The organism is Nocardia sp. NPDC052001, from assembly GCF_040680615.1.
Lineage (GTDB): Bacteria > Actinomycetota > Actinomycetes > Mycobacteriales > Mycobacteriaceae > Nocardia.
Map to the genome: position 1 here is coordinate 125,734 of NZ_JBFAXC010000004.1, position 15,078 is coordinate 140,811.

General features: G+C 65.9%; 14 protein-coding genes. 2 read left to right on the forward strand and 12 right to left on the reverse strand.

The annotated features are described in order from the left end of the window. Positions 1–124: 124 nt before the first annotated feature. Genes AB0L82_RS20700 through AB0L82_RS20730 form a run of 7 tightly spaced genes read right to left on the reverse strand, consistent with a single transcriptional unit; the run spans position 125 to position 10,262 of the window. The gene (locus AB0L82_RS20700) at positions 125–919 is read right to left on the reverse strand and encodes an IclR family transcriptional regulator (RefSeq protein WP_364638399.1); all 795 of its coding nucleotides are present in this window, start codon (positions 917–919) and stop codon (positions 125–127) included. A 25-nt stretch (positions 920–944) separates the two neighbouring features. Further along, entirely contained in the window at positions 945–2,504 is a 1,560-nt protein-coding gene (locus AB0L82_RS20705; protein WP_364638402.1) for a GMC oxidoreductase, read from the reverse strand. Then, a complete protein-coding gene (locus AB0L82_RS20710; RefSeq protein ID WP_364638405.1) occupies positions 2,501–4,045 on the reverse strand; it encodes an amino acid permease in 1,545 nt (514 codons plus the stop codon). Before AB0L82_RS20710 ends, AB0L82_RS20705 begins: the two co-directional genes overlap by 4 nt. A 36-nt stretch (positions 4,046–4,081) precedes the next feature. Then, a complete protein-coding gene (locus AB0L82_RS20715; protein ID WP_364638408.1) occupies positions 4,082–5,581 on the reverse strand; it encodes an aldehyde dehydrogenase family protein in 1,500 nt (499 codons plus the stop codon). Then, a complete protein-coding gene (locus tag AB0L82_RS20720; RefSeq protein ID WP_364638411.1) occupies positions 5,575–6,702 on the reverse strand; it encodes an aromatic ring-hydroxylating dioxygenase subunit alpha in 1,128 nt (375 codons plus the stop codon). The genes AB0L82_RS20715 and AB0L82_RS20720 overlap by 7 nt, the downstream gene beginning before the upstream one ends. Next, a complete protein-coding gene (gene solA / locus AB0L82_RS20725; RefSeq protein ID WP_364638414.1) occupies positions 6,699–7,838 on the reverse strand; it encodes an N-methyl-L-tryptophan oxidase in 1,140 nt (379 codons plus the stop codon). The genes AB0L82_RS20720 and solA overlap by 4 nt, the downstream gene beginning before the upstream one ends. A gap of 3 nt (positions 7,839–7,841) precedes the next feature. Next, entirely contained in the window at positions 7,842–10,262 is a 2,421-nt protein-coding gene (locus AB0L82_RS20730) for an FAD-dependent oxidoreductase (protein ID WP_364640373.1), read from the reverse strand. Between the two features lie 222 nt (positions 10,263–10,484). On the opposite strand from AB0L82_RS20730, the gene AB0L82_RS20735 reads away from it, so the two are divergent. Beyond that, entirely contained in the window at positions 10,485–10,823 is a 339-nt protein-coding gene (locus tag AB0L82_RS20735; RefSeq protein WP_364638417.1) for a bifunctional 3-phenylpropionate/cinnamic acid dioxygenase ferredoxin subunit, read from the forward strand. Continuing rightward, positions 10,820–12,151: an FAD-dependent oxidoreductase gene (locus AB0L82_RS20740; RefSeq protein ID WP_364638419.1), complete on the forward strand. Its 1,332-nt coding sequence runs from the start codon at positions 10,820–10,822 to the stop codon at positions 12,149–12,151. Before AB0L82_RS20735 ends, AB0L82_RS20740 begins: the two co-directional genes overlap by 4 nt. A gap of 19 nt (positions 12,152–12,170) precedes the next feature. On the opposite strand, the gene AB0L82_RS20745 is transcribed toward AB0L82_RS20740, so the two are convergent. From AB0L82_RS20745 to AB0L82_RS20765, 5 genes are all read right to left on the reverse strand, one after another. Next, positions 12,171–12,539, reverse strand: coding sequence for a hypothetical protein (locus tag AB0L82_RS20745; protein WP_364638422.1), 369 nt, complete (start codon positions 12,537–12,539; stop codon positions 12,171–12,173). 77 nt (positions 12,540–12,616) lie between these two features. Beyond that, positions 12,617–12,973 carry a cupredoxin domain-containing protein gene (locus tag AB0L82_RS20750; RefSeq protein ID WP_364638425.1) on the reverse strand — a complete coding sequence of 119 codons (357 nt, stop codon included), beginning with the start codon at positions 12,971–12,973 and terminating at the stop codon, positions 12,617–12,619. A 67-nt stretch (positions 12,974–13,040) separates the two neighbouring features. After that, positions 13,041–13,457, reverse strand: a complete 417-nt coding sequence (locus AB0L82_RS20755) for a hypothetical protein (RefSeq protein ID WP_364638428.1) — start codon at positions 13,455–13,457, stop codon at positions 13,041–13,043. Positions 13,458–13,533: 76 nt separating this feature from the next. Next, positions 13,534–14,385: a hypothetical protein gene (locus AB0L82_RS20760; protein ID WP_364638431.1), complete on the reverse strand. Its 852-nt coding sequence runs from the start codon at positions 14,383–14,385 to the stop codon at positions 13,534–13,536. 156 nt (positions 14,386–14,541) lie between these two features. Then, positions 14,542–14,997 carry an SRPBCC family protein gene (locus AB0L82_RS20765; RefSeq protein ID WP_364638433.1) on the reverse strand — a complete coding sequence of 152 codons (456 nt, stop codon included), beginning with the start codon at positions 14,995–14,997 and terminating at the stop codon, positions 14,542–14,544. Positions 14,998–15,078 lie beyond the last annotated feature (81 nt).

A 15,078-nucleotide genomic window follows, 5' to 3' on the forward strand; every position in this document is an offset into this window, starting at 1 on the left:
GCATCAGCGCGATAACGCCCACCAAGGCGACTCCCCTCCGCATTCCACCGATCTCATTCGTGGGTGAATCCTGGCGAGTCGATCTTGCGGAGCGCTGAACAGTCGCCTGTCATGGCGGCGCGACTCAGCCGCTATAGCCGAGGCGGCGCGAGATGGTGTGCGCGGAATCGATTGCCTGGCGCGCGGTTTCGGGGAATCGGGCGGGCGGCAGCCGGTAGGACGGCCCGGAGACGCTGAGGGCGGCGATGATTCGGCCGTCACTGTCGCGGATGGGGGCGGCTACCGCATTGAGCCCGATTTCCAGCTCCTCCTCGCAAGCGGCCCAGCCCTGGCGGCGGATCTGCTCGAGCTGAGTGCGCAGGGCGGGAAGTTCGGTGATCGTGTTGGGGGCGAAGGAATCCAGGCGGCGGGACAGGTGGGTGCGCAGTTCGGTCGCGGAGAGTTCGGCGAGCAGCACCTTGCCGCTGGAGGTGGCGTGCGCGGGGCAGCTCTGCCCGACCCAGGTGCGCAGGGCCACGCCCGCGGAGCCGACGGCCTCGGCGACATTGACTATGCGATCGCTGTCCAGGATGGCGATATTGGTGGTCTCACCCAGGCGTGCCGCGAGTTCATCGCACACGTCCTGACTCTGGCGCGGCAGATCCATATGGGCGCTGGTGGACCCCGCCAGCCGCACGATGGTGAAGCCGAGTCGGTATTTGCCGCGCTCGGAGAGCTGTTCGACATAGCCGCGCGATTCCAGCACGGCGATGAGCCGGGACACCGTGGATTTGTGCACCCCGAGTTCGGCCGCGATCTCGGTGACCCCGGCCGCCCCCAGTTTGGCCACGATCTCCAGGGCGGTCAGCGCGCGGTCGACCGACTGCACCGCCGCGCCTTCCTGGGATTTGCCGGACCCCTCGCCCGCTCGGATAGCCATAACGATTCCAGTGTAGGTGCCGAGATCACCGCCCCGCCGCCTTGATCAGGTCCGCGCACTTCTCCCCCATCGCCATGATGGTGATATTCGGGTTCACGGCGGGCAGTTTCGGCATGGCGGAGGCGTCCACGACGCGGAGATTGCGCACACCCTTGACCCGTAATTCCGGATCCAGCACCGCCATCGGATCATCCGGTGCGCCCATCCTGGCGGTGGCGGCCGGGTGATAGACGGTGTTGTGCGTGCGGTGCATGTAGTCGATGAGGTCGGCGTCGGTGACGGCCTCGGGACCGGGTGCGAGTTCGCGCGCCACCCAGTCGCGCAGCGGGGATTGTTCGGCTATGCGGCGCGCCAATCTGATGCCGTGCAGCATGACTCGTTCATCGTGCCCGTCCGGATCGCTGAAGTAGCGCGGGTCCACGCGCGGTTTATCGCGGAAGTCGCGGGACCGCAGGCGCACCGTGCCGCGCGAAAGTCCCTGCGTCACATTGGGTGTGAGGCAGAAGCCGTTCTCGGTGGTCGGATAGCCCCAGCGCACGGTGTTCATATCGAAAGGCACACTGCCGTAATGCATCATGAGATCGGGCTGGCTCAACCCGTCCGCGGTGGTGGCGAACAGGCCGATTTCCCACCATTGCGTGGAGCTGGTGACCATGGGCCGTGACGCCTCCCAGAACACCAGGCCCTCGACGTGATCATCGAGGTTGGAGCCGACGCCGGGCGCATCGGTCCGGACTCGAATTCCCATATCCCGCAGGTGGTCCGCGGGACCGATGCCCGACAGCATGAGCAGTTTGGGGGTGTCGATGGCCCCGGTGCTGATGATCACCTCGCGCCGCGCCCGCACGGTGTCGAAGCCGGTCAGATCCGGTCGGCGGTACCGCGCGCCGATCGCGGAATCGGTGTCGTCGAAGAGGATTTCGCTGACCCAGCAGCCGGTCCGCACCTCCAGGTTCCGCCGCTGACCGATAATCGGGTGCAAATAGGCGTGTGAGGACGACATGCGGTTGTTGTCGCCATCGGCATTGATCTGGAACCAGCCCGCGCCATTGCGGACGGTGGAACCCCGATTGAATTGCACCGTGGGCAATCCCACCCGCGCGGCCGCCTCCAGTACGGCGTAGCCGCACGGATCCTTGGGCGGGATATCCAGCAGTCGCACCGGTCCACCGCGTCCGTGCTGTGCACCGGGCGCGTCATTGTTCTCCAGCTTGGTGACGTACGGCAGCACTCCCTCCGCACCCCAGCCTGCCGCGCCGAGCGCCTCCCACTCATCGAGGCCCTCGGCGGGCGGCCAGAACGCGATACACGAGTTGTGCGAGGAACATCCGCCCAGCACCTTGGCGCGGGCATGCCGCAGGAAGCTGTTACCGGTCTGCTGCGGTTCCACCGGATAGTCCCAGTCGTAACCGGATTCGAGCAGCAGCATCCAGTCGGTCAGCCGCCGGATCTTGTCATCGCCGATATCGGAGGGCCCGGCCTCGACTAAACACACTGTGACCGAAGGGTCTTCGCTGAGGCGCGCGGCGACCACGCATCCGGCGGAGCCACCGCCGACGATGACGTAGTCGAAGGTATCGGTCATGACGCCGCCTCGGCGGCGGGCGCGGCGTGTGAGGCGAGCACGCCGATGACGCGAATTCCCCTGAGCGCGTACCAGATCAGGCCCGCGCCCAGAATCGCGCCGATATAGATGAACGCGCCCCAGGTGTTGTACCAGGGCCCGCCGTAGACGGCCGCGCGCGGCCAGGCCAGGTTGATCGCCATGCCCAGACCCCACAGCACCGCAACGATATTCACGAACATTCCCCAGCGGCCCATGCTGAAGTAGCCGTTCTCGGCGAGGTCGTCCGGCGGCCAATTGCCCTTGAACCGCTGCCACAGCATCGGCCCGGTGACCATCAGATAGGCCAGGTAGATCATGATGACCGCGATCGAGGTCAGCACCGTGAACACCTGCGGCTGACCGATATTCACCACCAGGATGAGCGCCGACAGCACGCCGATGATCACGGCCGGGACGACCGGCGCGGAATGCTTGACGCTGAGTTTGGCCAGCCGCTCGGAGAACGGCAGCGCGTTATCGCGAGCCATGGCGAAGGTCAGCCGAATCCCGGCGGTGTGCACCGCCAGCGAGCACACGATCACCGCGATCACGATGCACACCAGGAACACTCGCCCGAGCCAGCCCGTCATGACCTGCTGCACGATGTATTGCAATCCGCCATCGGTGGTCCCGAGCTTCTCATCGGACAGATTCGGCGCGGCCATCACCGCGAAGACCAGAATCGCGCCGCCGATGACGAAGGACGCCAGCAGCGCGCGCAGAATCGCCTTGGGCGCGGTGCGCCGCGGCTCCACCGTCTCCTCACCGAGCGAACTGGCGGTATCGAAGCCGTACATGACATAGCCCGAGGCCAGCGAGGCAATGAGGAAGGCGCTCAGATAGCCGCCGCTCTGGCCCGCGCCATAACCGTTGGCGGAGAAGAACACACTCGGACCACGCGTCACGTGCAGCCCCAGAATGATCGCGATCAGCACCGCGGCGATGAGTTCGATGAACACCCCGGTGCTGTTGATCCGCGCCATCAGCTTCACCCCGAAAGCATTGACCACGGTGGTGAAGACGATCAGCACGGTGCCGAGCACGACCGCGTTGGTGGCGTAATCGTGCTCGCCGGTCCCGTCCCCGATGATCTGGAATCCGCTCCATAATCGGGGCAGATTCAACTGCAACGCCAGCACCACCGCCGACAGCGTCACAATCGACGCGGTCAGCATGAGCCAGCCCGCGGACCAGCCGACCAGCCTGCTGCCCAGCTTCTTCGACCAGTTGTAGACCGATCCGGCCACGGGATATTTCGCCGACAGTTCCATGAAGCACAGCGCCACCGCCAACTGCCCCAGGAACACCAGCGGCCACGACCACAGATATGCGGGACCGGCTGTGCTGTAACCGAAATAGAAGAGCTGGAAGGTGCCGGTCAGAATGGAGATATAGCTGACGCCCGCGGCGAAACTGGAGAATTTGCCGATGCTCCGGCTCAGGGATTCCCGATAGCCGAATTCTTCCATGCCGTGGTCGTTCTGGGCTGCGGTGGGAGTGGGGGGACGGGTGGTCGTCATGACGGCCCAACTTTCGAGAAAAGCAGCGGAACATATTCAGTTGTCGGCGGCGAACCATCCACCCACCGCGGGTGCGGTGTTGTGCCAGATGTGTTTGGTTTCCTGGTATTCGGCCAGGCCACTGGGGCCGAGCTCGCGGCCGGTGCCGGAACGGCCGAAGCCGCCCCATTCGGCCGCGGGGGTGTAATAGCCGAAGTCGTTGAGCCACACCGTGCCGTGGCGCAGGGCGCGGACCATGCGTTCGCCGAGCGCGGTATCGGCGGTGCGCACACCCGCGGCCAGGCCGTAGGCGGTGTCATTGCCCAGCGCCAGCGCCTCGGCTTCGGTGCCGAAGCGTTCCACGGTGAGGATGGGACCGAAGGTCTCCTCCTGCACCAGGCGCATCCAGCGGCGGCAATCGTCGAAAATGGTTGGCGGGTAATAGCTTCCCTCGGCGAGCGCGGGATCGTCCGGGCGTTCGCCACCGGTGATCAGCGTCGCGCCCTCCGCGATGCCCAGGGCCACATAGGCTTCCACCTTGGCGCGATGCTGTTCGGACACCAGCGGACCGGTCTCGCTGGCGGGATCCAGACCCGGGCCGATGCGAATGCGCTCGGCCCGGCGCGCCAGTTCCGCGACGAAGCGGTCGGCGATGGACTCGTGCACGATCAAACGCGTTCCGGCCGAACAGACTTGGCCCGAGTGCAGGAATACCCCGGTCAGCACGGCGTCCACGGCACTGTCGAAGTCGGCGTCCGGGAAGATGATGTGCGGGTTCTTACCGCCGAGTTCCAGCGCCACCCGGGTGATGTGGGCGGCGGCGGTGCGGGCGATAGTCGCCCCGGTCTGCGCGCCTCCGGTGAAGGAGATCAGATCCACATCGGGGGTGTCGGTAAGCGCGGAACCGACTGTCGCACCGCTGCTTTGGATGAGGTTCACCACGCCCGGCGGCACCCCGGCCCGGTCGATCAAATGGACGAGCGCGATGGTGCTGAGCGGTGTGACCTCGCTCGGCTTGGCCACCATGGTGCATCCGGCCGCCAGCGCGGGGGCGATCTTCCACGACATCTGGAGCAGCGGATAGTTCCACGGTGCGATGAGCGCGCACACCCCCACCGGTTCACGCACCACGCGGCTGATGACCGCCGGATTCCCGGTATCGATGACCCGATCCGCCTGGGTGCTTGCCAGATTCGCGTAGTACCGGAAGACCGCGATCACATCGTCGATATCGATATAGCTCTCGCGCAGGGTCTTACCGGTATCGAGGGTTTCGATGTGCGCGATCCGATCGCGCCCGGCAACGAGCAGTTCGGCAATGCGCAGCAGATAGCCGACGCGCTCCGCCGGCGGGGTCTGTGGCCAGCCGCCGGTATCGAAGGCCGCTCGTGCGGCGGCCACGGCGGTGACCGCGTCCGCGCGATCGGCCTCGTCGATGGTGACGATCACCGAACCGTCGGCCGGATTGACTATGTCCCGGGTGCCGCCGCCCGCGGCGTGCACCCATTTGCCGTCGATATACAGATTCGGCGCACTACACAGCTCTTCGCCTAACATGATTCGCCGATCTTCTTGCGGGTCCACTCGTGGAATTCGGCAATGTGATGTTCGGCCGGCACCAGTACGCCGCCCTTGCGATAGGCGCGCGAGGACATGGCGGGCTGGGTGCGTTCGCACGCGGCGAAGTCCTGTTCGTTCACCCTGTGGAACAGTTCCACGGAATGGTCGAGCACACCCCCGGATTCGATGACATCGGGTGCGTACAGCCAATCGCATTCCACAATGGTGCGATCGTGCGCCATCGGGTACATGCGGTGGAAAATCACGTGGTCGGGCACCAGATTCACGAAGACGGTCGGCCGAATGGTGATGGCGTAGTACTTGCGATCCTGTTCGGGAGCCAGGCCGGGCAGCGGATCGAATCCGGCGCGGCCGTCGACGGTGAATCCATCGATGCGATCGCCGAATTCGGCTCCGTGGCCGACGTAGTACTGGGCCGCGAAACCGCCCGCGAACTCGGGCAGCACCTCCACCAGTTCCGGGTGGATGGTGGCGCAGTGGTAGCACTCCATGAAGTTCTCGACAATCAGTTTCCAATTCGCCGCCACGTCGTAGACCACGCGTTTGCCGACGGCCAGTTCGGCCATGTCGTAGTGATCGATGGCGGCCGGATCGCCGAGGCGGGCGGTGGCCGCGCCCATCACCTCGGTCTCGAACGACGGCGGATCATCGGCGAGGCAGACCCAGGCGTAGCCGAGCCATTCCCGCAGAGCTACCGGAATCAGACCGTAGGCGACCCGATCGATCGGGGCTCCCGAATCATCCTGGAGCGAACCGAGATTCGGTGCGGCGATCAATTTCCCATCCAGGCCGTACGTCCACGCGTGATACGGGCAGCGCAGATTGCGCCGCACCTGGCCTTCGGATTCGGTGCAGATCATCGCGCCGCGGTGCCGGCAGATATTGAGGAAGGCGCGCAGTTCGCCATCGTGGCCGCGCACCACCAGAACGCTCTCCCGGCCGACCTGCACCCGCCGGAACGTGCCCGGGTCGGCCAGTTCGCCGGAGCGGACCGCGCAGAACCACATCTGTTCGAAGATGTGCTCCTGTTCGGCGGTGAAAACGGCCGGGTCGCAGTAGTACTCACCGCCGAGGGTGGGGATGAGATCCGAGGTCACAGGGTCACCAGCCTTTGCGGGGCGAACAGATCGATGGGGTGCCGGGTACCGCCGTTCATGGCGAGTTCGGCCATGATCTCGCCGACCACGGGCACGAATTTGAAACCGTGCCCGGAGAATCCGCAGGCCACGGTGACGGCGGTATGCGCCGGATGCCTGGCGATGACGAAATGCTGATCGGCGGTGTTGGCGTACATGCAGGTGGCGGCGTGCAGCAGGCGTCCGGCCAGGGCGGGCAGCAATTCGGTTACCCGGGTGCGCATTTCGGTGACCTCCTGCGCGTGCACCTCGCGGTCGATGGTGTCCGGGGTGCAGGCGATGCCCTTGCGGAAGAACGCGGTTTTGACGCCGCCGTCCGTGCCGTCGATGGCGGGGAAGCCGTATATCTGTGCGCCCGCGTCGTTTTCGGCGATGTAGATGGGATCGCGCTCGAATTTGGCCGCGCCGACCACCGGGTCCAGCCAGTACATGACCTGGCGTTCGATCTCGATGCCGACGCCTAGATCCGCCAGCAGTTTCGGGGCCCAGGCACCGGGGCAGATCACCAGCTGCCCGGCGGTGTGCACGCCCGTGGCGGTGGTGACGGTGACTCCGCCGCCGGACTCCTTCCAGTCCTGTACCTGTTCCCCGAAGCGCAGTGTCGCGCCCGCCCGTGCGGCGAGTTCGAGGTGTGCGCCGACGGTCAACTCGGGGCGCGCGAAGCCCGCCTGTTCCTCGTACAGCCCGATGAAATGCGGTTCGGGCGCGAAATTCGGGAAGGCTTTGCGGATTTCGGCGGCGTCCATCACCTCGTGCGGTAGTGACCAGGTCCGGGAGGCGCGCAGGCTGCCCGCGACCGTGAGACTCTCCGGCGGGCCGACGTACAGACCGCCGGTGAGGCGGTACACCTCATCACCGGAGTCGCGGGCCAGCTGCTCCCATAACTCGTAGGAGCGCAACAGAAGTGGAACGTACGCCGGATCCTCGAAGTAGGACTGGCGAATGATGCGCGAGCCGCCGTGACTGGAGCCCCGATTGTGCACGGGCGTGAATCGCTCCAGCCCGAGCACCCGGTACCCCTGTGCGGCAAGGTGATACGCGGCGGCACTGCCCATACCGCCCAGGCCGATGACGATGACATCGTAGGTGTCGGACATGTGCTACCTCCGGATCAGCGACATCTCGGGATCGACCACCGGCTCGGCATGCACCCGGGCGGTGAATGTCTGCGTCAGATAGTCGATCTGGACCTGGGCATCGGGCTCGACGGCGGTGGGCAACCAGGCGTACGCGATACAGCGGCCGATGGTCGCGGAATAGCCCGCGCTGGTGATGTAGCCCGCGACGACGCCGTCGATCGTGACCGGTTCCTTGCCCAGTATCACCGCGTGCGGATCGTCCAGGACCACCGAGCGCAGCGTCTTCTGCGGCGGGACAGCCGATTCCAATGCGGCCTTACCGATGAACGACGCCTTGCTCTGCCGCACGGCGAAGCCGACTCCGGCCGCCTCCGGCGTGTGCTCGGCGGTCATATCGGTGCCCCAGGAGCGATAGCCCTTCTCCAGCCGCAGACTGTTGAAGGCGATGCGCCCGGCCGTGATCACCCGGTGTTCCGCACCGGCATCCCACAGCAGATCCCACAGTGCCGCACCGTGTTCGGCGGTCGTATAGATCTCCCAGCCGAGCTCGCCGACGTACGAGACGCGCATCATGGTGACCGGGATACTGCCCAGATGGGTGCGCAGCGTCCGGAAGTATCCGAAACCCTTGTGCGAGAGGTCATCCGCGCACAGCGGCTGCACCATATCGCGCGCCTTCGGACCCCAGACGCCGAGACAGCAGGTGCCGCCGGTGATATCGCGGACGGTGACACTGCCGTCGCCGGGGAGATGCCTGGTGAACCAGTCGAAATCCAGCGGGCCGTTCGCGCCGACCTGGAACAGCTGATCGCTCAACCGGGCCACGGTGAGATCGCTGCGAATACCGCCGTTGTAGTCCAGGAGCAGCGTGTACGTCACCGCGCCGGGCTTCTTGCCGACATCGTTGGTGGTCAACTGCTGCAGGAACGCCGCCGCACCGGATCCGCTCACCTCGTAGCGGGTCAGCGGAGTCATGTCGTACATGGCGACATGCGTTCGCGTCCAGCGTGCTTCGGCTATCGAGATGGGTGAGTAGAAGCTGCCGGACCATTCGTCGCGCACCGGGAAGTCCACGCCCTGCGCCGCGAGTTCGGCCGTCAGATGCGCATTGGCATCGAACCAGGCCGGGCGCTCCCACAGACCGCCCTCGAAGAAATACGCGCCCAGCGCCTTTTGGCGCGAATAGAACGGGCTGGTGCGCAATCCCCTTGGCGCACTGCGGTATTGATGCGGATGAATGATGTCGTAGACCTCGACGAACGCCTGCATGCTGGTGCGCCGAATGAAATCCGGGCTGTGCGCGGCGTCCTCGAAGCGGTACAGATCGCATTCGTGCAGATCGATTTCCGGTGTGCCGGTGACGATCCACTCCGCCGCCGCCCTGGCGACACCGGCCGAATGCGTCACCCACACCGCCTCGGCGACCCACAGCCCGGCCATATCGCGATGTTCGCCCAGGATCGGAAAGCCGTCGGGGGTGAAGGAGAAGATGCCGTCGAAACCCTCGGCCAGCTCGGCCGCACCCAGGGCGGGTAGCAGCCGCTGACTCTCCCGCCAGGCCGGTTCGAACTCCGCCGGGGTGAACGGCAGCATGGAAGGCATGGACTCGGATGCGGTGTCTTGCAACAGTGTTCGCATATCCACGGGCCGGGGGGCGTGACCGTAGTAGCCGATGCCGATGCGGTCGCCGTAGGTGCGGTAGTACAGGTCGGCGTCCTGATGCCGGAGCATGGGCAGGCGTTCACCGCCATCGAGGGCGGGCACCGGTCCGGTCTTGGCGAACTGATGCGCCATGGGGAGCAGCGGCACTGTCAGGCCCACCGCGCGACCCAGTTCCGCACCCCAGAATCCGGCGGCGCAGATCACCACATCGGCGGGGAACTCCTCACCGTCGGCGGTACGCACGCCGGTGACGCGGCCGTCGCCACGCAGGATTTCCACCACCTCGCAGTAGGCCAGGAATCGTGCGCCCCGCGCGATGGCGCGCCGGGCCTGCGCCTCGGCGGCGGTCAGCGCGAGCGCCAAACCATCCGTGGGCGTGTGGTATCCGCCGAGAATGCGATCCGGATCGAGCAGCGGATGCATCTTGGCGCATTCCTGCGGATCCAGCAGCCGGGATTCGATACCCCAGGATTTCGCCCAGCCGTGGCGGCGGTGCAGATCGGTCCAGCGCTGCGGGGTGGTGGCGACCTCCAGACCGCCGACGGGGTCGAACGCCTCCAGCTCGGTGAATTTCTCCACGGTGTACCGGGCCAGTTCCGCCATGGTCTTGGAACCGTTGGTCTGGAACACCAAACCCGGTGCGTGCGAAGTGGATCCGCCGGTGCGGAAGAGCGGTCCGCGATCGGTGACGGTGACATCGGTCCAGCCGAGCCGGGTGATTTCGTCCGCCAGCGCCGTGCCCACGATTCCCGCACCGATGATGACGACTCGCGGCTGCATCACCGAGCCTCCAAAGTGTTGCGTATTGCGCACCAAGTGCCGTAATACGCAACTATGCTCCGCCCGCCGGATCGGCCTGTCAACCGGAATGGCGAAATACGTATTCCCTTTGTTTCCCGGGTGTTTCGGCTGCTGTTGACGGGTCCGGCGGGAGCGGCCACACTGTTGCACATAGCGCGACATAACGCGTCATTCGCAACAGACCTCGTTCCGGGAGGGCCCATGCCCGCATCGATCCCATCGCTCACCCTGCTGGCCGGACGCCTGAGCGCGTTACCGGTGGGCGAGGTGCTCACCGTGAATCGCCCTGGCCTGCCGCCGATTTCGATCTTCCACACCGAGCACGGGCTCTTCGCCATCGACGACACCTGCACCCACCAGGACGCCTCCCTCGCCGACGGCTGGGTGCAGGACTGCACCGTCGAATGCCCCCTGCACGAATCCTGTTTCGACCTGCGCACCGGTGCGGCCTCCGGCCCGCCCGCCAAACGCGCTGTGCGCACGCACCGGGTGGAGGTCCGCGGCGACGACATCATCCTCACCCCGAACACCGACTCATGACCCCCTCGATCGCCATCGTCGGCGCATCCCTGGCCGGACTCTCCGCCGCCCGCGCCCTGCGCGCCCGCGGCTTCCCAGGCCCCATCACCCTCATCGGCGACGAACCCCACCTCCCCTACGAGCGCCCCGCCCTCTCCAAGCAATTCCTGCACACCGGCGCACCCACCGCCCTCCTCGAAGATCATTCCGAGACAGCACAATTGGATGCACAATGGCTGCTGGGACACCGAGCGACCGGGTTCACACCCGGCTCGCGTCGCGACGACGACGTGACCGACGCAGACGATATGCGGCCCGATCGACACGACAGCAGCGCGCACATCGGGACTGGCACGCGCGCGAGCGAGCGACGCCATGGCGGCTCGACCGCTATGACGGGCTCGCGCACCACTGATCTGCGAGATTGCGGCCATCCCACTGCTCACGAACCGTGGCATTCGATCAGACTCGAGGACGGGCGAACCGTCGTGGCCGAAATCGTCATTCTCGCGACCGGTGCGCGGCCGCGCCGCCTGCCGGGTGTGCCGGACGCGCATTACCTTCGCGATCTGGATGACGCCCGTCGGTTGCGGGTATTACTTTCTGGCGCAAAGCATCTTGGCATCGTGGGTGCGGGATTCATCGGGGCGGAGGTGGCGTCCGCCGCACGTGGGCTCGGCGTGGAGGTCACTCTGATCGATTCGGCCGCCATGCCGGGTAGCGGCGCGCTCGGTACGACCGTTGCCTCGGCATGTGCGGCCTTGCACGCACGAAATGGTGTGCGGCTGCTGACAAGCGCTCGGATCGAAGCCGTGCGACCGGACGCGATTCACCTCGTCGGCGGCACGCGGGTGGCAGCGGATGCCGTACTGGTCGGCATCGGCTCATTGCCGAACACCGAGTGGGCGAGTTCCGGAAATCCCCGATTGCACAGCCCGAATGGGTTCCCAGTCGATGATCTGGGGCGCACCGCGATTCCGGGCGTCTATGCCGTCGGCGACTGCGCGCGGGTCACCGATCCGGTCACCTTCGGCCATACCCGCAGCGAACACTGGCACGCGGCTATCACGCAGGCGAACACCGTCGCAGCCGCGATCACGGGCACAGCGCCACCACCGCGAACCGCGCCGTACTTCTGGTCCCACCAGTACGGCAAGCTGCTGCAACTCGCGGGCGACCCCACCGCCGCCACCGGCCTGCGAGTGATAGACGGCGCGCTCGATGGCGAATCCTTCACCGTGCTCTACGAACTCGATGACATTCCGGTTGCCGTCTGCGCCCTCGACAATCCGCGCCTGTTCACCCGCCACCGCAAGCAACTCGACCGAGCGTTGGCCGTCGCTCATTGACATCGTGGTCGGCCGTCCTCTACGACGCTCCAACCCGGTCAGCGCTCGATAGCTGCCACCGGCCGTCGGCTTGGGCCGCGGCGACTTCCGCGAGACCCGGGGCGCGCATGCGACCGGCTTCGGTCAGCGCTGTCACGATCTCGATATTGCGCCGCGACCACGGGCTGCGCCGCCGCCTGCGCGAATAGCGTTGCAGGAACGAATGTTCGTCGAGCGCGCGCCGGTGGCTGTCGATCCAGCCGTAGCAGAGTCCGATCTCGGCGGCCTGCTCGATGCTGATCAATCCGGTGGAGCCCTTCTTGCCGATCCGCAGCCACGCGTCATCCGCGTCGGCATGGTGTGCGGCCAGCCAGGATTCCCACTGGGCTGGGTTCTCGAACTCGTACACGGTTACCTCCTCGATCGGCGTCGAGGACCATATTCCGCCGCAAAGTGCTCACCGAATGAGCACTTTACCGAGATCGATTACGCGACGATCAAAGTCGCCTTCATACCGGGGTGGTACTTGCAGTAGAAGTCGTATGTGCCCGGCGCGGTCGGCGCGGTGAACGTGACCGTCTGCTTCCCCTGCACCTCGGTGTCGAATGCGCCCCCGGTCGCGGTGACCGTGTGCTCATCGGTGTCGTCATTGCGCACGGTGACCGTCGCACCCGCCTTCACACTGGCCGGGGGCATGAACATATGCGCGGAGATGGTGACCTGATCGGCGACCGCATCGCTCGGCGTACTCGAACTCGAACAGCCCGAGGCGATCAAAACCGTTGCGGCAGCCGCGCACACGGCTCCGATGATGCGGCGGCGAGCGGGGGTAAGGGTGGACATGGCGTCCTCCTTCGGGGATTCCTACCCCCTGTTCACGCGCTACGGACCCGCGCGGTTCACCCGGCGATCAGATATCGGGCTCTTCGATCACATGCAGACGGGAATCGGCGTCGCCGTCGATCGCGGGCCACGGCAGCGGGGAGGCGATCGGATCCGCGATCCCGAGCGCATCGCCCGCGGGCCTGGTCGCGATCGGAATCGCCAGCGAGATCGCGCCCATCACCGTCGCCGAGTCATCGCGCGCCGGACGCATCGGCCGCGCCGGCTCATCGGCGAACTGGTCCGCGATGCGAATGACGCGCCGCTGCAATTCGATCAATTCGATCAGATCGCGATTGACGGGCAGCCCGGAATCCGATGCCGACGCCACCGCGCGCACCGCTTCCTCGTGCGCTGCGAATATGGCTTCTCGAAGTCGCGCCGACACCCCCGCTTCCCGCCCGGACGTCCGCTGTACCCGAGGTCCCCCCTCACCGGTAGTCACCTCTCAACAGTACCGCGCACGCACCCCTACATCGGGGAACCGCAATCCCATACTCGCGGCGTTTATTTCGTCCTGTTCAAATGCCCATGGCGTCGCGGAGCACCCCGATGCCCGCGGTGAGCGCCGCGCCTCCGGCCGAAATGCTCACCGCCGGTTGACTGCTCAGCAGTACGACGGCATAGCGCAGATCGCGGCCGACCAGTCCGGTGGTATTCAGCACCAGCGATGAGCCGTACCACATCCAGCCCTGTTTCACCGCCCAGTCGCAGCCGCGCATAGCGTCCGGAATGCCGAAATACTGGTCGACGCCATCGGCGGCGATCTCGGCGGCCTGACCCATGGCGTCCAGGATCACCGAGCGCGCGGGCGCGGGGGCCTCATTCACCAGATACCGGTAGATGGCCATGACATCCCTTGCGGTGGTACGGGTTTCGCCCCACTGCCCGGTATCGGACGCCGCCACGGTGGCATTCAGGCCGATCCGCTCGGACATGCGGGCGATGATCTCCGCACCACCGCCCGCACCCCACAGCCGACTCGCGATGGCATCGTCACTGGCCGACAGCATGCGCTGCACCGAAGCCGAATCCTGTTGTCCGGCACCATCTCCCAGCGCGTCCAGGGCGATCAGCAGTTTCACCACCGAGGCGGTGTAGAACAGCTTGTCATCGTTCACCCCGGCCAGCAGCGCACCGGTCTCGGTGTCCACGACCTCGATACCGGTTTCCGCGCGGGCCGATACCGCCTGCACCGCCTCCTGCATCCGCTGCGCGAGTGCGACGGGCGGCATGGTGATGGTGGCCGCCGGTTTGGCGTGCGACGGATCCGGCGGCAGGGCTGCCGGGCGAGCCGAGGCCACCGGCACGGTCAAAATCGATGAAATCCCCATCGTGGCAACCGCAATGGCGGCGCGGACCGCGAAACCCATGACTCTCCCTCACAACGAACCAGCCGGTCGAGCCGAAGAGCCCTCGTCTCAACCAACCCACGAACTACACGGATCGTACTAATTCCGCATTAATTCGCCAGTTGTACAGCTGGATTCGATGTTACGTTCAGGAGAATCAACTATTTCCGCAATGAGTCACGGCTGCTCAGCGAGCGCGGCGAGGCGATCGATGGAGGCCAGCAACCGCTCCGATGTCGTCGCCCGCGCGCGCACTTCACGCTTCTCATCGTTCAATTCGGTCCAGTCGTAGGTGTGCGTCACCTTGGTGCGGCCCTCCCCCAGCGGCTGCACCGACCAGCGCCACAGATGACCCGGCGGTTCCTTACCCGGTTCGGACGGCAACCAGGCAATACGCTTGCCCTCCACGAACTCCACCACGTGGTTCTCCCGCACCGCGCCATTGGTGAGCGTCATCAGGAACACCTCGCCCACGCCGCGAACCCGCTGCCCGGCAACGGCTTCGGCCAGATTGTCATTCCCGTCCCAGCGCGGCTGCTCCGCCGGATCGGCGATCAGCTCGAAAACGCGCGCCACGGGAGCGTCGATCTCCCGGCTGGCGGAAACGACGCGTGGTATCTCGGTATCCGTCATGCCCTGATCAAAGCACAGAACCAAGTACCTCGCGGGTTCGTATTCATAGGTAGGCACACCCCACCCGAGCCGCACATCCAA